19 protein-coding genes and 4 pseudogenes are annotated in these 24,072 nt (G+C 60.3%); 14 read left to right on the top strand and 9 right to left on the bottom strand.

The window, feature by feature from the left end:
- The first annotated feature begins 81 nt into the window (after positions 1-81).
- Positions 82-1,659 (top strand): porin, encoded by a 1,578-nt coding sequence (locus tag ACVIN2_RS28780; protein WP_456768162.1) that lies wholly within the window; start codon positions 82-84, stop codon positions 1,657-1,659.
- 317 nt (positions 1,660-1,976) lie between these two features.
- On the opposite strand, the gene ACVIN2_RS28785 is transcribed toward ACVIN2_RS28780, so the two are convergent.
- Entirely contained in the window at positions 1,977-2,879 is a 903-nt protein-coding gene (locus tag ACVIN2_RS28785) for a recombinase family protein (RefSeq protein ID WP_456768163.1), read from the bottom strand.
- A gap of 363 nt (positions 2,880-3,242) precedes the next feature.
- On the opposite strand from ACVIN2_RS28785, the gene ACVIN2_RS28790 reads away from it, so the two are divergent.
- From ACVIN2_RS28790 to ACVIN2_RS28800, 3 genes are all read left to right on the top strand, one after another.
- The gene (locus ACVIN2_RS28790; RefSeq protein WP_456768164.1) at positions 3,243-4,277 is read left to right on the top strand and encodes a calcium:proton antiporter; all 1,035 of its coding nucleotides are present in this window, start codon (positions 3,243-3,245) and stop codon (positions 4,275-4,277) included.
- Positions 4,278-4,380: 103 nt separating this feature from the next.
- Complete coding sequence (locus ACVIN2_RS28795; protein WP_456768165.1) at positions 4,381-5,568, top strand: cation:proton antiporter; 1,188 nt, start codon at positions 4,381-4,383, stop codon at positions 5,566-5,568.
- A gap of 1,081 nt (positions 5,569-6,649) precedes the next feature.
- Entirely contained in the window at positions 6,650-7,705 is a 1,056-nt protein-coding gene (locus ACVIN2_RS28800; protein ID WP_456768166.1) for an HAD family hydrolase, read from the top strand.
- 268 nt (positions 7,706-7,973) lie between these two features.
- On the opposite strand, the gene ACVIN2_RS28805 is transcribed toward ACVIN2_RS28800, so the two are convergent.
- On the bottom strand, positions 7,974-9,083 hold the full coding sequence (locus ACVIN2_RS28805; RefSeq protein WP_456768167.1) for an HlyD family secretion protein: 1,110 nt from the start codon (positions 9,081-9,083) through the stop codon (positions 7,974-7,976).
- A 219-nt stretch (positions 9,084-9,302) separates the two neighbouring features.
- On the opposite strand from ACVIN2_RS28805, the pseudogene ACVIN2_RS28810 reads away from it, so the two are divergent.
- Positions 9,303-10,346: pseudogene (locus ACVIN2_RS28810) on the top strand (sensor histidine kinase); the annotation flags it as partial.
- A 14-nt stretch (positions 10,347-10,360) separates the two neighbouring features.
- Positions 10,361-10,748, top strand: a pseudogene (locus ACVIN2_RS28815) (response regulator).
- Positions 10,749-11,053: 305 nt separating this feature from the next.
- Here the strand turns inward: ACVIN2_RS28815 and ACVIN2_RS28820 are convergent.
- Both ACVIN2_RS28820 and ACVIN2_RS28825 read right to left on the bottom strand, forming a co-directional pair.
- A pseudogene (locus ACVIN2_RS28820) lies at positions 11,054-11,182 on the bottom strand (SOS response-associated peptidase); the annotation flags it as partial.
- 150 nt (positions 11,183-11,332) lie between these two features.
- On the bottom strand, positions 11,333-13,207 hold the full coding sequence (locus ACVIN2_RS28825) for a tyrosine-type recombinase/integrase (protein ID WP_456768168.1): 1,875 nt from the start codon (positions 13,205-13,207) through the stop codon (positions 11,333-11,335).
- A gap of 166 nt (positions 13,208-13,373) precedes the next feature.
- Here ACVIN2_RS28825 and ACVIN2_RS28830 point away from each other — a divergent pair, with 166 nt between their 5' ends.
- The gene (locus ACVIN2_RS28830; protein WP_456768169.1) at positions 13,374-13,661 is read left to right on the top strand and encodes a hypothetical protein; all 288 of its coding nucleotides are present in this window, start codon (positions 13,374-13,376) and stop codon (positions 13,659-13,661) included.
- Positions 13,662-14,007: 346 nt separating this feature from the next.
- Here the strand turns inward: ACVIN2_RS28830 and ACVIN2_RS28835 are convergent, their stop codons facing one another.
- Both ACVIN2_RS28835 and ACVIN2_RS28840 read right to left on the bottom strand, forming a co-directional pair.
- On the bottom strand, positions 14,008-14,745 hold the full coding sequence (locus ACVIN2_RS28835; RefSeq protein ID WP_456768170.1) for a hypothetical protein: 738 nt from the start codon (positions 14,743-14,745) through the stop codon (positions 14,008-14,010).
- A gap of 902 nt (positions 14,746-15,647) precedes the next feature.
- The gene (locus ACVIN2_RS28840; RefSeq protein WP_456768171.1) at positions 15,648-16,196 is read right to left on the bottom strand and encodes a winged helix-turn-helix transcriptional regulator; all 549 of its coding nucleotides are present in this window, start codon (positions 16,194-16,196) and stop codon (positions 15,648-15,650) included.
- 225 nt (positions 16,197-16,421) lie between these two features.
- Here ACVIN2_RS28840 and ACVIN2_RS28845 point away from each other — a divergent pair, with 225 nt between their 5' ends.
- Positions 16,422-17,159, top strand: a complete 738-nt coding sequence (locus ACVIN2_RS28845; RefSeq protein WP_027519902.1) for an SDR family oxidoreductase — start codon at positions 16,422-16,424, stop codon at positions 17,157-17,159.
- A 48-nt stretch (positions 17,160-17,207) separates the two neighbouring features.
- On the opposite strand, the gene ACVIN2_RS28850 is transcribed toward ACVIN2_RS28845, so the two are convergent.
- Together ACVIN2_RS28850 and ACVIN2_RS28855 are read right to left on the bottom strand one after the other, a co-directional pair.
- Positions 17,208-18,107, bottom strand: a complete 900-nt coding sequence (locus ACVIN2_RS28850; RefSeq protein ID WP_456768172.1) for an SMP-30/gluconolactonase/LRE family protein — start codon at positions 18,105-18,107, stop codon at positions 17,208-17,210.
- 54 nt (positions 18,108-18,161) lie between these two features.
- Positions 18,162-18,821 (bottom strand): GntR family transcriptional regulator, encoded by a 660-nt coding sequence (locus tag ACVIN2_RS28855; RefSeq protein WP_456768173.1) that lies wholly within the window; start codon positions 18,819-18,821, stop codon positions 18,162-18,164.
- Positions 18,822-19,047: 226 nt separating this feature from the next.
- On the opposite strand from ACVIN2_RS28855, the pseudogene dctP (ACVIN2_RS28860) reads away from it, so the two are divergent.
- The 5 genes and pseudogenes from dctP (ACVIN2_RS28860) to ACVIN2_RS28880 all read left to right on the top strand — a co-directional run.
- A pseudogene (dctP, locus tag ACVIN2_RS28860) lies at positions 19,048-19,524 on the top strand (TRAP transporter substrate-binding protein DctP); the annotation flags it as partial.
- Positions 19,525-19,625: 101 nt separating this feature from the next.
- Positions 19,626-20,066, top strand: coding sequence for a TRAP transporter substrate-binding protein DctP (gene dctP, locus ACVIN2_RS28865; protein WP_456768174.1), 441 nt, complete (start codon positions 19,626-19,628; stop codon positions 20,064-20,066).
- A 76-nt stretch (positions 20,067-20,142) separates the two neighbouring features.
- Positions 20,143-20,652, top strand: a complete 510-nt coding sequence (locus ACVIN2_RS28870) for a TRAP transporter small permease (protein WP_456768175.1) — start codon at positions 20,143-20,145, stop codon at positions 20,650-20,652.
- Positions 20,653-20,713: 61 nt separating this feature from the next.
- Positions 20,714-21,994 (top strand): TRAP transporter large permease, encoded by a 1,281-nt coding sequence (locus tag ACVIN2_RS28875; RefSeq protein ID WP_456768176.1) that lies wholly within the window; start codon positions 20,714-20,716, stop codon positions 21,992-21,994.
- Positions 21,995-22,026: 32 nt separating this feature from the next.
- The gene (locus ACVIN2_RS28880; protein ID WP_456768177.1) at positions 22,027-22,521 is read left to right on the top strand and encodes a type II 3-dehydroquinate dehydratase; all 495 of its coding nucleotides are present in this window, start codon (positions 22,027-22,029) and stop codon (positions 22,519-22,521) included.
- Positions 22,522-22,747: 226 nt separating this feature from the next.
- Here ACVIN2_RS28880 and ACVIN2_RS28885 read toward each other — a convergent pair whose 3' ends face one another.
- A complete protein-coding gene (locus ACVIN2_RS28885; protein WP_456768178.1) occupies positions 22,748-23,200 on the bottom strand; it encodes a hypothetical protein in 453 nt (150 codons plus the stop codon).
- On the opposite strand from ACVIN2_RS28885, the gene ACVIN2_RS28890 reads away from it, so the two are divergent.
- The gene (locus tag ACVIN2_RS28890) at positions 23,194-24,012 is read left to right on the top strand and encodes a sugar phosphate isomerase/epimerase family protein (RefSeq protein ID WP_456768179.1); all 819 of its coding nucleotides are present in this window, start codon (positions 23,194-23,196) and stop codon (positions 24,010-24,012) included. The genes ACVIN2_RS28885 and ACVIN2_RS28890 overlap by 7 nt on opposite strands.
- Positions 24,013-24,072: the final 60 nt, after the last annotated feature.

A 24,072-nucleotide genomic window follows, 5' to 3' on the forward strand; every position in this document is an offset into this window, starting at 1 on the left:
TCAAGCGGTGGATTTGAAGGGGGTTCGGGAATTGGCCGTCCGGTCAGTGACCTTCCCTGAAGAGCAACTTGGAGGTTTAACATGAAGTTGGTTAAGAGCCTTTTGCTCGGCTCAGCGGCGGGTCTTATCGCCGTGGGCGGAGCGCAAGCAGCCGATCTCCCCGTGAAGGCCAAAGCGGTCGAATACGTGAAGATCTGCTCCCTGTACGGTGCGGGTTTCTACTACATCCCGGGCACGGACACCTGCATCAAGCTGGGTGGTTATCTGCGCGCTGAAGTCGCGATCAACACGAACTCGGATTACAGCGGTCAGTTCACCGGCAATAACGGTGCACGCAACCGTCTGACGAACTACTACACCATGCGCGCTCGTGAAGATCTCAACATCGACACGCGCACCGCGACCGAGTACGGCGTCGTCCGTACCTTCTTCGACGGTGTGTTCTCCTGGACCACCGGCAACTACAACGGTACCGGCAGCGCCTTCGGCGGCACCGCCTACAGCAGCACGCTGGCCCTCAACACCTCGGCTGCGACCCCGGCGCTCGTCGGTTCGTCGATCAACGGGAACGACGGCGGCACCTCGGGCGGCTCGCTCGGCGTGTACTACGCCTTCATCCAGTTCGCTGGCTTCACGATGGGTAAGGCCGTGTCGCAGTTCGACGCGCCCTGGACCAACTACCCGGGCAACAACTACGACGGTCTCGTCGGCGGTTCCGGCACGGTCACCGGTGTCAACCAGTTCTCCTACACCGCTGACTTCGGTCAGGGCGTGACGGCAGCATTCTCGGCTGAAGATCGGGCGGCCTACTATGATGCCGGTAACCTGAACATGTCGAGCGCGTCCGCCGCTGGTGTGGTTGGTGGTGCCTATGGCTCCAACGGCATCGGCGCTACGCGTTCGCCTAACCTCGTCGCTATGGTCCGCGTCGACCAGGCCTGGGGTCTGTTCCAGGCGTCGGTCGCTGCGCATGATAACCATGTTGGCTATTACGGCGCGACCGAGGCAACCGGCCATCCCGACGACAAGTGGGGTTGGGCTGCTCAGCTCGCTCTGTCGATCAAGAACATCCCGACCGGTGCGGGTGACGTGATCAACATCCAGGGCGTCTACACCGACGGCGCGACCCGCTACAACTTCCAGAACCTGGCGGGCAGCTCTTACTCGATGTTCGGTGGCTCGAATCTCCCAGGTGTCTATGGCAGCCTTGGCTTTGCCAATGCTCCGGACACGGTGTACGTGACCGGAAGCTCACAGGAGTCCGTCAAGACCTGGGGCTTCCGTGGCGCTTACACCCACAACTGGGATCCCTACTGGAACACTGCGATCTACGGTGCTTACGGTTCGGCCCAGTTCGGTTCGCTGGCCAAGACCACCCTCTGCGGCGCCGGCGGTGCTGGTGGCGTGTTCGGTGCCCTTGCCGGTGTGACCGGCTGTAACCCGGACTTCAACGTCGGCTCGGTGGGTCTCATCACCCGCTGGACCCCGGTCAAGAACCTGACGTTCTCGGCTGACCTTACCTGGACCCGTCTGGACCAGAAGTACTCGGGTACGGTTGCTGTGGCTCCCAATGGCGTTACTGCCAAGCCGACCACCGTGTACGAGCTGAAGGATCAGGACACCGTTACCCTGCTCCTCCGCGCTCAGCGCAACTGGTAAGTTCGGTCTAACGACCTAACCTCCAAAGACCCCCGGCAGGAAACTGCCGGGGGTTCTTTGTATTTGGTACCTCGCAGTGGTTGAACACCGTGACAGGGCTAAGCTTGTCCAGTCAGCGCGGGTACGCCGGAACGCCCTCGACCAGTTTCTCGGCTAAGCTTGCCGGCATGGCGGGGGCCGGCCTCGACGATTATGGAAGGTGGGCCGATCAGAACGAAGGAGGGCCTTCAGCTCGAGCGATAGTCTTTCGCCATAGTCGGTTTCGCTTGTAACCTGATCAAACCAATACAAGCAGTCTTGCAGACGCAAGCCTCAACTCAGGTAGTTGAGATGCCCTTGTAGATGTTACCGCCCCACAATCGCAGCTCGTAGAATCGTCCTTTGACGTCACGTCGAACAGCTGCATCCGCCAGACGATTCCCCGGCGCAGACCCGCTGCTTGAAAGCGCCAGCTGCGTCACGATCTTTCTGAGACTTAAGGCAATGGAGTAACGAGCGACGTAGAGGTCGCCAGCGTCGCCCAAACGGACGATGTCTTCAACGAGATTTCGAAGCTCGTCCTTCCGCGAAAGCTCCGCTGCGTCCAGGAGCGCAGGGTGGGCCAAAAACTGTAGAACGTTCGCTTCGAAATCCTGGTAGGACCATGCCGTCCGCGTGCACCCGTTTTCATCGAGCACCTTCGCACAGACCAAGCTCTTGTAAGGGTGACTACTAAGAAATCGGACTTCGCTCCCGCAGTAAGCGCATGTGGTAAGTCCGTCGAACAGATTTGCTAGATCATTTCCCTTTCGCCCGCGGCTGGTCATCAAATTTTGCTGCCGGGCGGCTTGAGCTTTTTGGAACGTATCTTCGTCTATCACGGCGGGATAGTAGTCCGGCACGGGCGGACCGGTCGGAATCCCCTTGCTTCGGCCGCCGGCATAGCTCTTCGGCTGATACTCCCCTAAGACCGCGCGGTTACGGAGCATGCTATCTATCGTGGTGTGGTCCCATTTGGGCGATGATCCGAACGCAGGGATGCCCTGCTTCTCGAGAAAGTTGGTTATTGCGTAGCTGCCCAATCCGCCAATCGAAAGTTCAAAGATCTTTCGAATTATCTCGGCTCGATCCTCGAGATAGACGAAGCTCCTGCGGTCCTCGCTCAGTTCGAGCCAGCTCGGACACGCGGAAATTTTCTTGCTCTGTGTGATCGTCATAGGAGTGAAGCCATTTTCCATCATCAGTTTATCTCGAGAGCAGAAAGTCGGGCGAAATGCGGCCGGCCGCAAGGCTTATCGAGCTGGTTCCGAGCGCTAGTGCAACATGTGGCGTCTGGCCGAGCCGAGCGCGTGTTGGGAGCACTCGCACGAGTATGACGCGATCGGACGTCTCAGCCGAAACTGCATAGTGAGTCGCGGAAATATCAATCACGATCCAGTAAAGCCCAAGGGCGCGGCGGAGAACCGGATGGGTGTTAGCTGCCAAAGCCAGAGCAACCACCAGCAGATGCCTTGCTCAACCCACATGCCGATCTTGCTTTCTGATGCGGGCCGAGCGTCATGACCGTAGCAGGTACGCCGCGGTGGAGTTGGGCTTGGCCCGTGATGGCGTGGCTGCTGTTCCTGATGATCCCCATCATCGGTACCGGGGTCATCGTCGGTGGACTCGCCGGACCCGTGTTGCTGTGCACCGTTTTTGCAGCCGTTTACCACGCCGAGGTGGTTGCCCACCGTGTTGGTGAGCCGTATGGAACACTTGTTCTTGCCTTGGCTGTAACAGTGATTGAAACGGCCCTGATCGTTTCGGTTATGGTCGGAGCGCCGGCCGAAAAAGCGGCGTTAGCTCGTGACACGGTCTTCGCTGCCGTCATGATCGTGTGCAATGGCATCGTAGGCGCGTGTCTACTGTGGGGCGGCATTCGTCACCATGAGCAGGGATTCCAGGCTCAGGGTGCCAGTGCCGCCATGGCGGTTCTCGTCGCGCTCACCGGCCTGACGATGATTCTTCCGAATCTCGCGGCGCAGGAACTCGGCCCCTTGTACAACACGCCGCAACTCATCTTCGCAGGACTTGTATCGCTGGTGCTTTACTTCGCATTCGTCTTCATCCAGACGGTACGCCACCGTCATTATTTTCTGCCAGTCAAGCCACCGAGCAACGAGGACCATGTAGCGCTGCCCGACAATAGAACGACCGCGCTGAGCGCAGGGCTTCTACTGGTTTCGCTTACCGCTGTGGTCGCTCTCGGCAAGATTCTGACGCCCCCGATCGAGCGGGGAATAAGTTATCTCCAGGTGCCGGAATCCGTCGTCGGCATCGTCATCGCTCTGCTGGTTCTGCTGCCGGAAGCGGCAGCAGCAATCAAGGCGGCGCGAAACGACAGATTGCAGACCAGCCTGAACTTGGCGCTCGGCTCGGCGCTCGCCACGATCGGTCTCACGATTCCCGCGGTAGCGGCAGTTTCAATTGTGCTCGGATACCGTCTGGAGCTTGGACTGGAAGCCAAGGAGCAGGGGCTTCTCGCCCTGACCTTGCTTCTCGGCGTCATCACCTTAAGCACGGGTCGAACAACGGTGCTTCAGGGAGTCGTGCATCTCGTCATGTTTGCCGCGTATATATTTTTCGCCGTGGTGCCATGATGAAACGCAGTCCTTCCGATCCCTCCTCCACTCGATCAATGCAGAGCGACGCCTTTTCGTGGCCGCTATCGCCTGGCAAGGTGAACAATCGTTAGGACCTTGGATGTTGGCTGACACTCATTCGCCTGTCCTTCTGGTTCTGGTCATGGCGGTCGCCGGACCGCTGCTTGCTGAGCTTCCGATCGGATTTCGCATTCCAGCGGTAGTGCTGGAAGTCATGTTAGGCGTCATCATTGGCCCGCAAGTTCTTGGCTGGGTACGATTCGACGGCGTCTTGGCCTCTATGTTCGCCTTCGGCATGGCGGCGACGCTCTTCATGGCAGGCATGGAGCTTGAGTTGGAGAGAATTCGGGGCCGGCCCTTGTTGCTTGCGGTAGGCGGATGGGGAATGTCGGTATTGCTTGGGGTGTCAGCGGCAGCCGTCCTCCGTGCGAGTTCGCTCCATGATCCTATGATCGTGGCATTGGCCCTTGCCACAACCGCGCTGGGTACGCTGCTACCCATTTTGCGCGATGCCAATCAACTCGACACACCGTTCGGGCGTTTTTTCATTGCCGCAGGGACAATGGGCGAATTGGGCCCAATTGTCGCAATGTCGTTGCTGCTCAGCCAGCAGTACACGACTTTCCAGGAGTTTGGTTTCCTGGTGGCATTCCTTGTTGTCGTGGTTTTGACGGCCGCAATCAGCCTGGGACTAAGACCACCCCGCGTTGTGGCCTTCCTGGCTCGCTCGATGCATGGAAGCTCCCAGCTTCCGGTTCGTATCACCCTGCTACTGTTCGCCGCTTTCTTCGTTCTGTCGGAGCGCTTCGGGTTCGAGAGCATATTGGGAGCCTTTGCTGCGGGACTAGTCGTGGGATTGGGTACACAAGGGCCGGACGGAAAAGCACCGCGGATGAAAATTGATGCCATCTTTTTCGGCTGGTTCATTCCGTTCTTTTTCGTCGGCACGGGTATAAAATTCGATCTCGCCTCGATAACCGGTAGCCTCGTCACGATGTTGCTAGTACCGGTCGCACTCGCCCTTTTTCTGCTGGTGCGAGGTGCGCCGGTATTTCTGTATCGCAGGGATCTGAAGCCCGCAGAACGGATACCGTTTGCGCTTTATAGTTCGGTGGCCTCGCTTTCATTGGTCGTGGTCATCACGGAGATCGCCGTTCGTGCAAAAACCATGAGCCAGCAGATGGGCTCCGTGCTGGTTGGAGCTGCGGTTTTGTCGGTGTTGCTGTTCCCGACGATCGCCGGGCAGCTTCTTCATAGGCGCCCAGACGAGCCGCCCAGACGCGACTAAACGCCTGCACCGGCGAGTTGACCAGCGACGATGTGAACCTGTCGTCATTTCGCCTGGAAGAAGCTAATTTGTCCGATCTGGCAATTCTTAAAGCTGCTTATCCGGCAGCTTCTGGAGGTCTGAATTGTATGGACGTATCAACCCCCGACAGAGCTCGAGGCGGAAAACGATGGACGCGTCGCGACGATGACCGGCTTCTCGAGCTGGCCTCTCAGGGAAAGTCATGGGAGGAACTCGCATCGACAATGCAGCGCAGCTACTCCAGCGTTCAGAGCCGGCTACGCACTTTGCTCAACCAGTCTGATCGCGCCAAATGTCTACTTGTTCAATCGGAACCAAGACGTTTTCCGTTGGTCGATCTCTCCTGCGGCGCGCTTTCCCAAGCATCCCACCAAGTCTTGTCCACCTTATGGATGAATATCAAAGGGCACCACAGCATCATTAGGCGATGGGAGCCCTCACTGCTTAAACCAGAAGTGGAATGTTTTTTAGGTGCAGTGATACGGGAGGGGCTAATTTGTGCAGTGATACGGGAGGGGCTAATTTGCCTGCAACCAGACAGCCCCTCAACTTGGAGGAGATTCTCCATATCTCGAATACGCGCGAATGACGCCGGCGTAGATTCCGGCGTGGCAAGAAACCTGATAAGCGCACTTCACCATCATGGTTTCTTGGAGCTATTTGTCGGATATGTAGGTTACAGCGGGTCCTTTCAGCTGGACATCCATACTGCTCGATTCGGCCGCTCCGCCCTTCTAAGGGCAACTCGAAAGACGCTGCAAGCCTGTGCACGGCAAGGTATCAATTTGAACAATCTGCACACGCATCTCCCGACCCTTCGTTGAGGGTCGTGGTGATCGTCGAGTTGGCGCAAGTGACAGGCTCGCGACCATTGCATTGACGATCTTGCACAGGCTGCGTGATCGGGGAACGCCGGCGACGAAGCGCATTTCGTGGGCGTACGCAAGACGCAAACCGGACATTTCTGCCGATTACGCATAGTAGATGATGAAGCGGATCGTCAGGCTTGCCGCAAGGGGTGGTGCTCTGAGCACCGACCTCGCGCAGAAAGAGAGCAAGCATGTCCGACGAAATATCGAGTCCCGGCTTCGACCGCCGTACACTGCTTTCGGCACTGGCATTGCTCCCTACCTTATCCGCATCTCTGCTGCCCTTAGCCGCATCCGCCCAAACGCCAGCTGGGGATTTGGCATCATGGAATGACGGACCGGCAAAGCAGGCAATCCTTAGTTTCGTCCGCGACACCACTGATCGTTCCAGCGCGAAATTCGTGCCGCCCGAGGAGCGCATCGCCACCTTCGATCAAGACGGTACGTTGTGGGTGGAGCACCCAATCTATTCGCAGGTGCTGTACTGTCTCGACCGCGTGCCGGCAGTCGTGGAGAAGGACCCGAAGCTCAAGAACGTGGAGCCCTTCAAGACGGTTCTCTCCGGTAACCGCGAAGCAATCGCCAAATTGACCTTGCCTGACCTAGAGAAAATACTTGTTGCGACACTAACGGGCATGTCGGTGGAAGATTTCAACACGGAGGCAAACAAATGGATAACTACCGCCCAGGACCCCCGCTGGAAACGGCCTTACACCGATTTGATCTACCAGCCGATGCTCGAAGTCATGCAGTATATGCGGAGCAACGGTTTCAAGACCTATATCGTCACGGGTGGCGGACAGGATTTCGTGCGCGGCTACAGTCAACGTGTGTACGACATCCCCCCCGAGCAGGTCGTCGGGACGGCGGGAGGCACGAAGTTTGGTTACAACAAGGACGGCAAACCCTTCCTGACCAAAGAACCCAAGTTGCTCTTGAACAACGACAAGGCTGGCAAGCCTGAAGGTATCTACCTAATGATAGGTCGGCGGCCTCTGGCGTCGTTCGGCAATTCGGACGGGGATCGTGAAATGCTCGAATACACGGCCGCTGGTACGGGCGCTCGTCTCATGATGCTGGTTATGCACGACGATGCTAAGCGTGAGTACGCATACGGCCCCGCACAGGGGCTACCTGCTACGAAGGTTGGCAGCTTCAGTCAGGCCCTCTACGAGGAAGCGAAGAAGAACAGCTGGACGGTCATCAGCATGCAGAAAGACTGGAGGAAGATTTTCTCATTCGAATAGCCATATGAGCCCGGCATTGCCTGGTTCGAGCGCATCGGTGAAGGGGCGCGCCAAACTTTGTATCAGTCCCGCCCCAACTGGGTCGATGAGCCCTGCCATGACGACGCGGACTGAAGGCCCTACTTTCTGGGCGGCGCGAGCCGCCGCGATGGTTCTGGCGATGATTACGCGAGGCTTGCGTTCCAAAAGCTACAATGCGAGCGCGACACAGCGCGTGTAGTCCGCTTCGACCCAACGTACATCCAGAATGTAGTCAAGTCGCCTCCGGCTAGAGATATGCGGTGTAGGAGCTGATCCACACGAGGATAGATGCAAGAAGTCCTATCACGCCGGCCTTTTCCGAAAACGTCGTTGCGCTGCCTGACATACCCAGCCGCAGCGACTCGCGGCTTATGTCGTCGGGTATGGATATAACGGCCGGAAATGTCGTTGCTCCACCGAGCGCATTGGTGCGAGCAAGCGTTCCTGAGACGGCAACCTGACCTTGACCTATGCCTTTAGGAATCTCGACGATCCTTGCGTGAAAAATGCGTCCCGGCAGGTTGTCCAAGACTATCTTGACCTCGGCTCCCCGCTTGACGGTGTCGAAGCCGTTTTGCGGGAAGAGACCAACCAGCGTGATTTCCTGCTCGACAATGAATGACATGGCCGAACGCGCCTGGAGCGCTCGATCACCAACAGTCAAGGTGACGACCGTGACATATCCGTCTGCCGGCGCGCGAACGGAGGTCTGCGACAATTCCCAGATCGCGTTTTCGAGCTGCGCTTCAAGTTGGGCAACTGTGGTATTGACGCCGCCAATCTCCGAGTCGAGCGCAAGTTTGGCTGATTGCTGGGCAGCTTTAGCTGCGACCAGTTGCGCTGATACGGTCTCGTACTGGACCTGTTTGTCCTGAAGTTGGAATTGTGTGTTTGCCATGTCTGCCGCCAGCGTTCCGATGTCGGCAAGACGCTTTTCGTTGTAAGCGGCCTGCGCCATCAGTCCCGCCACGTTCGCTGTGGCTTGGTCGTAATTGGATTTCAGTATCGCGGTCTGTTGCTTCGCGCCCGCGAGCGACGCCCGCAACTGCGATACCTTGTACTGGAATGGCGACGGCTCGATCAGAAAAAGAATGTCATCCTTCTTCACCGGAACGTTCGACCGAACTGGAATCGCGATAATTTGTCCCGATACATTGGCCGTTACTTCCACCACGCGGCCGGTCACTGTCAGCCGGCCGGAAGGGGTAAGGTAGTTGAAGAGCGCCAAAAACGTTGCGACGATCAAGCCGCCAACGAGTAGTGAAATCGTGCCGCTGAACCAACCCCAGCTGACAATTTTGAACCTTGCGAACACTAACCAGAGAACCACGAAGTAGAGGCAAAGAATGATGAGCATGATAAGGAGGCCCGAGTCCGTGGAGGGGCATATCTCAGCAGACAGATTGCAGATCGTATTCTTGCGAGGTTCAACGCTCGATTTAGGGAACTAGGCAAGCTAGGGCAGCTGAGGCAAAGCGCACCCGTCGGAAGGATTACACCCTTTTCTCTGACCGACTATGCAGAATCGGCACATCACGTGGCGTGCATGTCCATCATCGGTCTCGCGGCTGGAGCCCGGGAGATCGGGCGAGCTCGGGGCTTCCGCAGCCTGCTGCTGACCCCGCTGTGGCAGGGCGAGGAGGTCATCGGCCTGATCAGCGTGACCCGCAGGGCGCCGGGCAGCTTTGCCCAGTTTCACGTCCACTTGCTGCAGACCTTCGCCGACCAAGCCGTGATCGCGATCGCGAACGTACGCCTGTTCGACCAGTTGCAGGCCAGAACCGTGGAACTGTCGCGCTCGCTCGAGGAATTGCGCGCCGCCCAGGATCGCCTCGTCGAGACCGAGAAGCTCGCTTCCCTCGGGCAGGTCACCGCCGGGATCGCGCACGAAATCAAAAACCCGCTGAACTTCGTCATCACCTTCTCCAGCCTCTCGGGAGATCTGCTCGGGGAAATGACCGATGTGCTCGCCGCGGGCGAAGTGGACCGGAAGACCAGGGACGAGCTGAGCGAGCTCGCGGAGATGCTGAAAGGGAATTTCGAGAAGATCGTGCAGCACGGCAAACGCGCCGATTCGATCGTGAGAAGCATGCTGCTGCACTCGCACGAAGGCTCCGGGGAGCATCACTGCGCCGACGTGAATGCGATCGTCGAGGAGAGCCCGAACCTCGCATATCACGGTGCCCGGGCGGAGAAGACCGGGTTCGACTTCGACGTGGAGCGCCGCTTTGCACCAACCGCAGGGATGGCCGACATGTATCCGCGCGAGATCACGCGGGTGCTGCTCAACCTGATCTCGAACGGCTTCTATGCCGCGCTACGGAGAAAGTCCGAGACGGGCGACGGCTTCACCCCGGCCTTGAGCGCCGCGACGGCGGACCTCGGCGATGCGGTCGAAATCCGCATCCGCGACAACGGGGCGGGAATTCCGGACGACGTCCGGGCAAAGATGTTCGTGCCTTTCTTCACCACAAAGCCGGCGGGCGAAGGGAGCGGACTGGGGCTGTCGATCAGCCACGACATCGTCGTCAAGCAGCATGGCGGCAGCATCGACGTGGAGACCGAGCTTGGGTCCTTCACGGAGTTCATCATCCGGCTGCCACGGAAGCTCGCTGCGTAGATTGGAGTGCCCCCATGAGTGCGTTCATACTGGTCGTCGACGACAAGACCGACGTCGAGACCCTGTCCGCCAGCACTTCCGGAGAGACCTCCGGTCCGGCCGCTTCGAAATCGAGTTCGCGCAGTCTGCCTCCGAGGCGTTGGCACGCGCCGCTGAGGCCTGCGATCCCTCGCTCGTCCTCGTACTTCCCGACATCAACATGCCGGGCATGAGCGGACTGGAGATGCTTCCCGAGCTCCGGGCCCGCGGCCGGATGTGCCCGCGATCATGATCACCGCCTACGGCGATGCCCAGACCGGGCAGAGCGCCATGGACCGCGGAGCGGACGGGTTGCTGACCAAGCCGATCGACTTCGCCAAGCTGCGGCAAGAGATCGATAGCCGGATCGGAGAAGCCGCATGACGCCGCTCGTCCTCGTCGTCGATGACGCCAGACCTCGACGCACGGCTGATGACGGAGCGCACGGCCTGACCGGCCAGGCCGAGACCCGCCCAGTTCGTGAGTGTAAGCGCTGCGGCTGCGCCCGTCTGGGCTGGCCAGGATCCCCTCGGAGCCAAAATGCGATACCGGGCCGTCCCGGGCGTCGCATCCTCGCTGGTGCGCCTAAAATGAACGGCTGAGCTATGTCGGTCGGATCATCACGGCACGCCCGTTTTCGGCGGAGGTTTCCGGCTGGTCCACCTTGTTCCGTACGCTTGTGCAGAAGCCTAAGCGGCAGACCCGGGATCTTCCTTTACGCCGCGGGCGACGATCCGGAGCGCCCCGTCCGGAAGCGGCCGCTCCAGCTTAAGCGCCTCGTCGGCCGTCGCAGTCATCCAGGTCTCCACCTCGTCCGGCGCCGGGACACGTTCTCGGCCTTCAGCGAGCCGTCGGAGCCCATCTCCGCCGAGATCACAGGGCTTACCGGAATCACTCACCCATGGTGGCCGGCCACAGAATCGACCAGGCCGCCGTGTCGACCGTGATCGTCCGAGGGTGAGTGCGAATTAGTAGGTCCGTAGCGCAGTCAGCTCTCCGGCGTCCGCCCGGTTCTTCGCCGCCAGCAAGATTTCTCTCATTTTCTTGACGATAGGCGGCTCAAGCGCCTCGATTTTCGCGGCGATTTGCGGATCGAGAACCCCCTTGCGACCGTAGCGACCGCGGACATCATTGGCGTGGCCAAGGATTCGGTCGCGTGTCCGTTGCGCGATCGCTTCGTTGTCGAGCCAGTCCGCCATCAAGTGCCTGGTGCTATAGAGGGTCAGGTCTGCCCGGCTCAGCTTGAGCAGCTTCTTAACGTATTGCCAGGACTTACTGAGAGGCTGTGACCAGCGCACGTTCCCGTCTTTTCGGACATAGCCTTCCCATTCGGGAAAAAGCCGCTCTTCTCTCTTATCAATGAGATCCTGCATGCGATCGAGTAGGCCCAGCTCAATAAGAATGGGGTGGATCGGGATTACGCGACCGGCAGCGTTGGTTTTCAGATTACGGAGATCCTTTAGAGCGACGCGCCCACTCCGCGCATCGAATGGCCTGAGGTCGAAATAATAAAACGCCCCATCTGTGCGGATATCGACGCATTTGAGCTGGCCGACCTCGCCCGGCCTCATGCCGGTCAATATGCAGATCAGAAATCCCCAGTAGATGTGAGACTGAACAAAATAGCTACCGGTCTGCCACACGTGAAGCCGATTTTTGCAGCCAGTGAAGAGAGGCTGCTGCAAAAGTGCGAGGAGCTCCGTGTCGTCGAATGCGTCTCGCGGGAGCGGGGCGAGATTTTCGGGATCGATACATTGGAATTTGGGTCGGGGCCCATCGTAAAGTTTCTGCTCGATGGCGAAATCGAGGAATTTATAGAGGCCGCCCCAGTAGCGGCTTTGAATTGTCGTGGTGGTGACCCGCACGAGGTCTTTCCAACCCCGTCTCTCGGCATATTTGAATCGTTGGAATAGCGTTTTGGCGAACTCGCGCGGGATTTTGTCGCGGTTAGGAATGTCGGGGAGAGCTTCGTCGAGTTCCTTCCACCTCTCTTCGGTGAGCTCGCTCATGCGAGGGTCACCGAGGAAGTCGATCGCGAACTGCACGACGGCCTCCGCTTCACCGCGTCCTTTCATGGTGTGCTGACGCTTGCGCCCCGCGGGCCTCAGAAATTCTTGCAGCAGGACGGACATGCGGTCAGGTGCTTTTGCGGTTAAGCCGTTGGACTTAACCGGCTCATCGGAATTGCCGATTTCCGCTGGGATGATGGTCGGCGCCAGCGGGGCGAGGCCGCTCGGTGCGAGCTGGGCGATGCGCCGGCCTACGGCGTCCTGGACGAGGCGATCGATCATGGCGATCGGGTCAAATGTCCCGGGCCGGTGCAGGGGCGCATTGTTCGGCACCGGCTCCCAGCCTTCCTTGAAGGCCTCTCCGGCCTCACTGCGGCCAGCCTCATAGGAGCGCCGAATCGTCAGGCGGGTGATGGTGCTCTCGGCAGTCTTGTTCTGGTCAACAAAATGGACCCACAGGCCTGGGATTTCCGGGAAACGCTTCTGGTAGGCATATCCCCGCTCTTGCGCCCGGGTAAAATACCGCCTCACCTCGTTTTCGAAGGCGCAACGTTCCGCAAGCAGCCGCTCATCGGCGGGCGAGCCGCGCCCGACATAGGCCCGTAGGCGTACGTCGAGCACGGTTGCCATAGCCTCTAGGTCGGGAGCTTCAATCAGCTCCAGTACCCATCCGAGATTGTCCACTAAGCGCCTCCGGGCCTCCGCAAAATCCGCGGTTCGAAGGCTGACACGGAGGAGGGGGCGCTGGAAGAGCTCGGCTGCCTGTTTCCCCAGCCGGATCTGCAGGAAATAGCGGCCACCGGCACGCCGGGCGAGATAGGAAGGACGGGCCACGGAATGAGCCTCTCCGGGGGCGGCGAGGGTGTTACATCCCGGCGAGATGTAACACCCTCATTTCCGCTACTCCGGTCCAGGCAAGACACTGAAATATCGAAGGATTCTTGAGTTTTGGAATGTGGTAGCGCGTCCCTCTCCCGCTACCATTTTTCCCGAGCTTCGCATGTCCGTCCTCCACGATGTGGTCCGTGTCCTGATCTTCGCGGATTGGGGATGCGCGGTCGTGGTCGTAGCGATGACAGCCCGCCTGGCATTTCTGAGAGCAGGAGAATGGCCGGAATGGCGCGGCCTGCTGACGCTCAGGCGCCCGCTAGCGAGTGAACTCTCAAAGGAATTCCACGCGTACAATCGCCAATTCACCCGCCTGATGCTCGCTTTCGCGGCAGTCTTGGCGATCGGCGCATTCTTGTTTTGGCTGGATACTCTGTTCTTTGGCCCGTCGAGCAATTGATGAGTCGCGGTAGCTCAGCTGGTAAGGGCACGGGATGGACTCTCCATCCGTCATTGATTTCGGTCATGGCGGCTCTAGCGATTGATCTCGTGATTGGGCCTCTCCGAAAAGGGAGCGCCTCCACATCCATGCTGTGATCATTTTCATCGTCGCCAATATAGGCGACTTGAAATCGCTCCCGGTTCTGCGCGCTTTCGGTCAACAATCCCCCACTGGTAGCGTGCTGTCGTCAATCGCTCCGTGCGTACGTTGCTAGTTGACGACGATGCGAGTCTAGTGGCGCGATCTTTCGATAACCAATCGAAGGCAGTGCCACCGTATCCGGAATCGCCCGTGCTAAGAAAAGCTAAGCGCCAGCCGGGCCCTGCGCGATATCAATGACGTGACGCTCACCGCCGACCGTGATGACTATCGTGTACATCTTGGAGCCGCCGCCCTGGTCCGTTGGTGGCGCGAGATGAAGCTGGCCCCCGTACCATTCGCCTGGCATCAAGGTGTTGTCCTTGATGACTGCTTGTTCCAGGACGGCCATGTTTCGTTGTCCCGTCTCAACGGTCGCTGCAATCATTGCGTCGTTTTGGACGGTTGCGTTGTTCTGAGCTATCGCCGCAGCCGTCGGGCTATAGAACGTACCCGAGCGACCGCTAGGCGTCGTGTAATGGCCATGGCCGGCCTGCGATGCGCCGTAGGCGTTACCGGCAACAGCGAGGCCGGTTATGAGGGCTGCGGCCACCTGACGGTTGCGTTCTTCCTGAACAAGCATTTCATAGGTAACGATCTTCATCTCAAAATCTGAACCGGCAGCATGCTGCACGGCCTCAACTTGAGCGACCCGAAAGTCGATTGGCTGTCTGCCCATATTGTTGATCCCGACGACAAAGACGGGCCGGCCGTCTTTCTGCATTTGTCGAGCCGCAGGTCGCACCAGCACCAGCGAATTCCGCTGGCGCGAAACCAAAGCGGGCTGCCCGTCACGCATGAGCGCTTGCTGCTGCGGGTTCGACGCCCGAAACTGAACTGTCTCTGTGTTGGTGACGCAGCCGCCCACCATGGCGCCAAGCGCCGCAATCACTAGAATACGCATTTTGGTCCCCCCAGACCTAAAGGCGTATCCAAGCGCAACCGGTGGATGAGCGCAATCCGGGCCGATCCGGATGTAATGTATGCTTTAGTCTGGTGACGCGGCCGATCAGGTGAGGGTGCACCTAACTCTTGAGCAATCACTCCGAGGCTTTGACGTATGGGAGGCACTGCCCGTCGGGCAAAACACCCTCCACCCCGTCAACCCCTCCCGCGCAAATATTCCACTTTACCGAAATTCGGTTTTGGCGTATGTGTCGCTCATCCCGGCTCATCCTTGAGGGGCGATCTCGTTGTCGTCTTGATTGCGAGCCGGGCTTGCGATGGACGCGGCAGCGTCGGCACGAGATGGTGCGGGCAGGGCGGGTAGTCCCTGTGAGCCCGCAACCGCGTGCGGACGAGCGGCGCTGCTAGGCTTCGTCTCGCCTGTAAGTTTCCGGCTTCGTCGACAGGGCCGGGAAAACTGCGGCGAAATGGCGGGCCGTGCGTACGGCAAAACCGTGTGGTCCTGGCCGTCGTTGCTACGGTCAAGCTTTCGCGGAGGTGTGTGCGAGCCCAACCGGGCGGACAGCATCATCCAATTCGCGGGGCGAGGGAGGCCAAAAGGAAAGTTCGGCTCCCGGGAGAGCACGGCATAAGCCGTCCGACCATCGCGCAGGGAAGGCCGAGTGATTGGCTACACCTGTATGCTGCTGTGCGGTTCTTTGCGCTACATCCTCGCGCAGCGGACCGCGGGTGCCAGCCGGCACCCGGCCTTCCCTGCGCCCTCTTGGCTTAGAGGGTGAAGTGACCAGGCAAAGCTCGGGCGAAACGCGCTGCGAGAACGAGAGCTCATGTCCGCTGTTGGAAAGATCAGTCGCATCATTCCCGGAATATGTCGAACGGCGCTCGCGCTACGCGGCCATCTCACGCGGCCCTGCGGCGGGCCTTCGCCTTTGTCTTTGCTTCTAGCTTTGCCTTCAGCTTTGCTTTGGGCTTCTCCGGCGCCGCCGATGCCGGGGTGCGTCGAGCACCAGGGCCGGGGTGGGTATGAACCTCCTTGGCCGAAAGCGGCTCGCCGCATTCGGAGCAAACCATGACCGGATTGAAGTCCTTGCCGCATTTGCGGTGTTGATGCAGCAAAGGTCGCCCGCGTACGTCGACCATATGAGTGTCGCCCCAGTGCACGATCGCCATCATGATCGGATAGAGATCGAGCCCCTTCTGGGTGAGGATGTATTCGTGCCGCTTCGGCGAGTCCTGATAGGGGGTACGACGCAACACGCCCTGCCGGACCAGCTTCTTCAGCCGTTCGGCGAGCAGGTGGCGCGTGATTCCGAGCGAAGACTGAAACCCCTCGAAACGGCGTGTGCGCAGGAAGCATTCACGCAGGATCAGAAGGGTCCAGCGGTCGCCGATCACGCCGATGGTTCGGGCCATCGAACACGGCTCGTCCTCCAGCTCACCCCATTTCATTCCATATCTCCACTCCGCCCGCGCCTTCCGTGCGAATATCGTCCAGCAAGTCTTTTGGTTCAATTTTCATTCTAAATCGGAACTGACTGCGAGGCAATGTCTTGCGAAGGCGCAGTTCAGCGGGAAAAGATGCCGGAATTGACAGTTCGTTTTTAGAACTATAAGACAATCTGCGGTCTGAATATGATCCGACGACCGGATCCAGACCTGACCGGGAGAAGTCCCATGCAAAAGAGAAACGCGACCGTGGCCGTGATCGGCGCCGGTGATTTTATCGGCAGCGAGATTGCAAAGAAGTTCGCCTCCGAGGGCTTTACGGTGTTCGCGGGACGCCGCGACGGCGCCAAGCTCGAACCGCTCGTCAAGGAGATCGAGCAGGCCGGCGGCGAAATTCACGCCCGCGCGCTCGATGCGCGCAAGGAAGACCAGATCATCTCGTTTCTCGGCGATGCCGACAAGCACGCCCCGCTCGAGGTTTGCATCTTCAACGTCGGCGCCAACGTCAACTTTCCGATTCTCGACACGACCGAACGGGTGTTCCGCAAGGTCTGGGAAATGGCTTGCTATTCCGGCTTCCTCGCCGGGCGCGAGGCCGCGCGCCTGATGCTGCCCCGCGGCCAGGGCAATATCTTCTTCACCGGTGCGACGGCGAGCTTGCGCGGCGGAAGCGGCTATGCGGCGTTCGCCAGCGCCAAGTTCGGCCTGCGGGCGGTCGCGCAAGCCGCGGCGCGCGAATTGGGCCCGAAGAACATCCACGTGGCGCATCTGATCATCGATTCCGGCGTCGACACCGAATGGGTCCGGCAACGGCGGATCGAGGCGCTCGGTCCGAACGCGCTGGATAATCCCGACCTCCTGATGCCGCCGTCGTCGGTCGCCGAATCCTATTGGATGCTCTATCAGCAACCCAAAAGTGCCTGGACCTTCGAGCTGGAGATTCGTCCCTTCGGCGAGAAATGGTAGCGAAGCCGGTTCACGATGGCCCGTGCAAGGCTTCAGAATGAAAAGGCTTCAGGATGAATTGCCGAAGCGGTGTTCTGGAAGTCCCTGTGCGATGCCATCAATGGCCAGAACATGACCCGCTTGGGGTTCGCGGCTCAATTGCTCGCGATCCAGAAACTTTCTGGCCGTCGTCACGAACAAGGTCTTCAGATCGGCTCCGCCGAAGCACACGCAGGTCGGATTGGTCGCCGGCACTGGAATGACGGCGTCGATCCGGCCGTCCGGCCGATAGCGCACCACCCGGCCGCCGGAGAAGAATGCGGTCCACAGTCCGCCCGCGACGTCGATGCACGCGCCGTCGGGCCTCTCGCCGGAGGCGCTGTAATCCGCGAACAGTCGTCTGTTGCGGATCGCGCCGTCATCGAGATCGAAGTCGAACTGCCAGGTGCGGTAACGCCTCGTATCCGTGAAGTACAGCGTTCGATTGTCGGGGGAGAACGCGATGCCATTCGTCACGATGACATCGCCGAACATGTGCGTTGTCCGGCCGTCCGCGTCCACGCGATACAGCGCCCCGTTCGGTCGATGCAGCTGGTTGTCCATGGTGCCGATCCATAGCCGGCCCCGCGCGTCGACACGCCCGTCGTTCAGGCGGTTGTCGGGGCCGCTTTCGACCTCGCAGAGCTGAGCTGGAGGACCGTCATCGGACGCGCGGCGATAAAGTCCCAGATCCTGCGCGAGCAGGTGGGAGCCATCCGCCGTCAGAGCCTGACTGCCGAGGAAGTTGCATGCGTAGGGCACAACCTGATGCGCGCCTGTCGCCGGATCGAACGATTGATGCAGCCGCCGGTCGATGTCGACCCACCACAGCTTGCGGGAGCGGTCGCACCACAACGGCGTCTCGCCGAGGATATCGCCGGCGGCGACCGCGGTCTCGACCCGATGTGCGGGGATCATGTCGGTGGTCATCCCGATCCGATTCCAACCACGAGCTGCCGTCGAAAGACCTCAGGCCGTGGGCAATTAATCCTCGTTCCAGGAGGCGAGGGCGTGCGCGACGCAACCGTTGATGTGCTCGGTGAGCACGGCTTTGGCGCTCTTGATGTCGCGCTTGAGCGCGTAGTCCAGCAGCGCCTTGTGCTGGTTGATCGTCTCTGCGCCGCGGTAGCGCAGCGCATAGCGGAAATATTTGTCGAACACGACCGCGTGGGTCTGCATCAGCTCGCGCGAACCGCAGCTCGAGATCAGCGCCTGGTGGAATTCACCGTCGTAGCGTTTGCGCAGCTCGGGATCGTCACCCTCCTTGAGCACGGTGCGTTCGGTCGCCGCCAGCTTGTGATGCGCCGACACCACGCGGCCTTCCCACTCCACGTCGCCGGCGCGGAACGACTCGGCCATCGCATGATGCTCCAGCAGGATACGCAAGCCCGCGAGCTCACGCAGGTTCTGGATGGATATCGGCGCCACCTCGAAGCCGCGCTGGCCCTCGGCAACCACGAATCCCTCGGACGTCAGACGATTGAGGATCTCACGCAGCGTACTGACGCTGAGGCCGTAATCTTCCTTCATGGCATCGAGCTTGAGGCGTCCGGATGGCGTGAGCACCCCGAAAATGATGTCGGCGCGGATGCGCTGATAGCCGCTGTTGCCCGCCGACAGGGGCCGTTCCTCGAGTGACGTCATGCCTTCTGACCCCGCCTGTCCGATTGGTCGCCGCTCCGGAAGCGGCCGAACCATCAATGTTGCCAGCACTATAGCAGATTTCGAATGTCTGACGCATAGTAAATCATCATATGAAATGGATATCATCATTTGACATGGAATACATGTGTGATGTCTAAATAGACCGAGGGTACGAAAAATGATGGCTTAAGCCGCCGTTCGCGCCCGTTCGAACAGGGAGGAAACGATGAGCTTGCTGGTACGGGCGCTGTCTGCGACGGCGATTTGCGTGGCGCTGACGGTCGGCGCATCCGCTGAGGACATTCAGGAGCGCACGATCAGGTGGGGACACCTGAACAACACCGATCACCCCGTCAGCGCGGGGGTGCAGAAATTCGCCGAGATCCTGCTGGCAAAGAGCGGGGGCAAGATGAAGGTTCGCGAGTTCGCGGCCTCGCAGCTCGGCAACGAGCTGCAGCAGCAATCCGCACTGCGTGGCGGCACGCAGGAAATGCTGTCGGCCTCGACGACGTCGCTCGCAACCGTCGTGCCGGAGTTCGGCCTCATCGACTTTCCATTCATCGTGAAGACCATCGAGCAGGCCGACGCGCTCGGGACCGGAAAATTCGGCACGTCAATGCTCGATACCTTGCCGCCGAAGGGGCTGATCGGTCTGGGCTATTGGGGCCTCGGCTTCCGCAACGTCACGAACAGCACGCGGCCGATCACCAAGGTCGAGGATTTCAACGGCCTCAAGCTTCGCGTGATTCCGAATCCGGTCTACCTGGAGAGACCTTCGGGTCGTTCAAGGCCAATCCCGTTCCGATGGCCTTCGGCGAACTCTATTCGGCGCTGGAGACCCGCACCGTCGACGGCGAGGAGAACCCCTTCACGGTCATTCTCTCCAACAAGTTCTACGAAGTGCAGAAATACGTCTCCGCCACCAATCACACCTTCACCCTGAACATCATCCTGGTGAGCAAGGCGTTCTGGGACAAGCTGTCGCCGACCGAGCAGCGCCTGATGCGCGAGGCGTACGAGGAAAGCCGAGGCTATCAGAAGGAGCAGACGCGCCTTCAGACCGAAAAGGCCCTGTCGGAACTGCAGGCGAAGGGCATGCAGTACAACACCGTCGCGCCGGAAGAACTCGATCGCATGCGCAAGACGGCGCAGCCGGTGGTCGACAAGATTGCCGCCAATCTCAAGCCGGAGGCGGTCAAGCTGTTCAACGACGAGCTCGATCGCATCCGCAAGGACGTGAAATAGTCGACCTCGTCAGCATGCATAAGTAGGAGCCGACCGGTCGGCCGGCTCTTGAACTGCCCTTGCCTGGACGGCCCGCATGGCACGAATTCTCGACCTCTATTGCACCCTGCTGAAGGGCGTCATTGCCGCATTTCTCGCGGTAATGGTGGTGCTGGTGTTCGGCAACGTGGTGCTGCGCTACGGCTTCAACTCCGGAATCGCGATCTCCGAGGAGCTGTCCCGCTGGCTCCTGGTCTGGCTGACTTTCCTCGGTGCGATCGTGGCGATGCGCGAACACGCCCATCTCGGCGTCGATAGCCTTGTGCGGATGCTGCCGGCTTACGGCAAACGCATCTGCTTCATCGTGAGCTATGTCCTGATGCTGTTCGCCGACTGGCTTCTGCTCTCGGGAAGCTGGCGTCAGACGATCATCAATCTCGACGACCGCGCGCCGGCGACCGGCCTGTCGCTCGGCATCTTCTATGGCGTGGGCGTGATCTTCGGCGTTTCGGCCGGAGTGATCCTTCTCTACGACCTGTTCCGCGTCATGTCCGGACAGGCCAGCGAAGCCGACATGGTGGCCGTCAGGGAATCGGAGGAGCACTGATGCTGTCTCCCCGTATCGTACCGCCCGGCGCTCCAATCCTGAAAATCACCGGGATCACGCCATGACGATTGCCGTCTTCACCTTCTCGCTGCTCGGCGCCATGGCACTGGGCATGCCGATCGCCTTTGCTCTGATCGTCTGCGGCGTGGCCCTGATGAGCACGATCGACATGTTCGACGCCCAGATCGTGGCGCAGAACGTCATCAACGGCGCGGACAGCTTTCCGCTGATGGCCATTCCCTTCTTCATGCTTGCCGGCGAGGTCATGAACAAGGGCGGACTGGCCAAGCGAATCGTCAACGTTGCGCTCGTCGCGGTCGGCCATTTTCGCGGCGGACTCGGCTACGTGACGATCCTCGCATCCTGCATCCTTGCGTCGCTCTCGGGCTCCGCAGCAGCCGATGCCGCGGCGCTGGCCGCCCTGCTGGTGCCGATGATGGTGGCGGCGGGCCATAAGAAATCCTATGCGGCGGGTCTGGTGGCGGCCGGCGGCATCATCGCGCCCGTGATTCCGCCCAGCATCGGGTTCGTCATTTTCGGCGTCGCCGCGGGCGTGTCGATCTCGAAACTGTTTCTGGCCGGGATCGTCCCGGGGATGTTGCTCGGGGCAGGGCTCTGCCTGGCCTGGTGGTGGGTGGTGCGCCGGGAGAACCTGACACCTCCGCCAAGGGCATCGCTCTCGGAAATGGTGAAAGCGGTGGTCGACGGCTTCTGGGCGTTGATGCTGCCGGTCATCATCGTGGTCGGCCTGCGCTTCGGCATCTTCACGCCGACCGAAGCCGCAGTGGTCGTCGCGGTCTATTCGCTGTTCGTCGCGACCTGCATCTATCGGGAATTGAAGCTGTCGCAGCTTTATGAGGTCTTCGTCTCCTCGGCCCTGACGACGAGCATCGTCATGTTTCTCGTGGCAGCGGCGCTGGTGTCGTCCTGGCTCATCACCGTGTCCGAGATTTCGGCACAGATCGTCGCCCTGCTCAAGCCTTTCATGGGCAACAACACGCTCCTGATGCTTGCGATCATGGTGGTGGTGGTGATCGTGGGAACGGCCCTCGACATGACGCCGACCATCCTCATCCTCACGCCGATCCTGATGCCGATCGTCAAGGCGGCGGGCATCGATCCCGTTTATTTCGGTGTCCTCTTCATCATCAACAATGCGATCGGCCTCATCACGCCGCCGGTCGGTATCGTGCTGAATGTGGTTTGCGGCGTCTCCAGGATCAGCATGGAGGAGATCATCAAGGGCGTCTGGCCCTTCTTGATTGCGCAGCTTGTGGTTCTGTTCCTGATGGTTCTGTTCCCGGGGCTCGTAACGGTCCCTGCCAAATGGTTCGCCGGCTAGACGCATCGGCAACAAAAGAAGGACAAGCGAAAATGGCCGCAAGGATCATGATCCTCAACGGACCCAATCTCAATTTCCTCGGCATCCGCGAGCCGCACATCTACGGCTCGACGACGCTCGATGAGATCGAGGCGAGCTGCAAGGCGCTGGCCGATCAGCTCGGGGTTTCGATGTCGTTCCACCAAACGAACATGGAGGGCGAGCTCGTCAGCCTGATCCAGTCCGCCCATCGCAACGCGGATGCCATCATCATGAATCCCGCAGCCTATTCGTTCACCTCGATCGCGCTGATCGATGCGCTGAAGATTTTCGAGGGCGTGAAGATCGAGGTGCACATCTCGAACATCCACGCGCGGGACGAGCTGCACCGCCACTCGATCACGTCGAGTGCCTGCACGGCGGTCATTTGCGGTCTCGGTTCCTATGGCTATCTCGCCGCGATGCTCGCCGTCGTCCAGCGGTTGGGGCAATTGCCTGAGACCATCGCACCGGCTCTGCACGGGCTTGCGGCCGGCGGCAAGGCGTAGGCATGGAGGGCGGGATGCGCGGCACGGGATTTCTTGCCATCTGGAGCGACGTCGAGGCTCACGACCTGACCGACTACCGGCACTGGCTGACGCGTGAGCACACGACCGAGCGCGTGACGACGAAGGGCTTCCTGGCATCGCGTGTCTTCCGCGCGGCAAGGGACGACATCGACCGCTTCTTCATTCTGTATGAGCTGGAGACGCCGGAGGTCCTCGACGGCGAGGCCTATCTGGCGCGCCTCAACGCACCGACGCCGTGGTCCCAGCGCATCATGCCGAAGCTCGGCAATTTCATGCGGGGCGGCGGCGTCATGATTGCGCGGAGAGGGCGGGGCGAGGGCGCATCGATCGTGGCGCTCCGGATCGAAACGCTGCCGAAGGATCCCCAGGGTTTGGCCCGGGCGCTCGTTGCGTGCGACGGGGTTGCCGCGGTGCAGATCGGCGCGACCGACGAGGCGCGGACGTCGGTGCGGACGACCGAGAAGGGCATGCGGAAGAACGAGGGCTTCTTCGCGGGGCTTTTGCTGATCGAGGCGCTCGACGTCGCCTCGTTGCAGGCCGCCTTGCAGCGCGGGCAAGCGAGCTTGCTCCCGACGTCATGGCCGGGGCGAGCGAACCGGAAGTTTATCAAAGCATGTTTGCGCTCGACGCCCGTATCGCGGATTTCGGTTGATGGCAACGTTCTCGCTCGCCGCCTTGACCGTGCTCGAGCTTGCGCCGCCCGAGATGATCGAATTGGCCGCGCATTGCGGCTACGAAAAAGTCGGGCTCAGACTGTTGCCCGCCACGCCTGGCGGTGTTGCCTATCGCCTGATGGACGATGCGCCGCTCCTGCGGGAGACGCTCCGGCGGTTGGAGTTGACGGGGGTGACTGTCGCCGATCTCGAGGTCGTTGCGTTCAGACCGGAAACCGAGATGGCCTCGTTCACGCCCTTCTTCGAGGTGGGCGCGCGCCTTGGCGCCAAACACATCCTCGTCGCGGCCTACGATCCGGATCTGGCGCGGTTTTCGGATCGCTACCAGCAATTTTGTGAAGCGGCAGCAAGCTACGGCCTGACCTCCGATCTCGAATTCATGCCCTGGACCAGCGTTCCGGACCTGAAGACCGCAATGCGGATCGTCGGTGACGTCGATCGTCCCGGTGCCGGCATTCTGGTCGATGCACTGCATTTCGATCGGTCGCAAAGTTCGCTTGCGGACCTCCGCGCTATCCCCGCGCACCGCTTTCACTACTGGCAACTTTGCGACGGCCCGGCCGAGCGCCCGGCGACCATCGAGCAGCTCATCCATGCCGCTCGCGAGGAGCGGATGTTTCCGGGCGAGGGCGGAATAGACTTGATGGGGCTTGCAAGCGCGATGCCGCATGACCTGACCATCAGCATCGAGGTTCCGACCGTTCAACTAGCAAAGAGCGTCGACGCCGCGTCGCGAGCACGCCGGGCGTTGCTGGCGGGGAGAGCCGTCGTGGAGCGGGCGCGCAGCCAGAGGTGAGAATTCGGGACGGAAGGGTAGTTCGGGATGCCGCAGGCCGATCGCTCCTGGGACGTCGAG

Source organism: Bradyrhizobium sp. USDA 3650 (assembly GCF_054057395.1).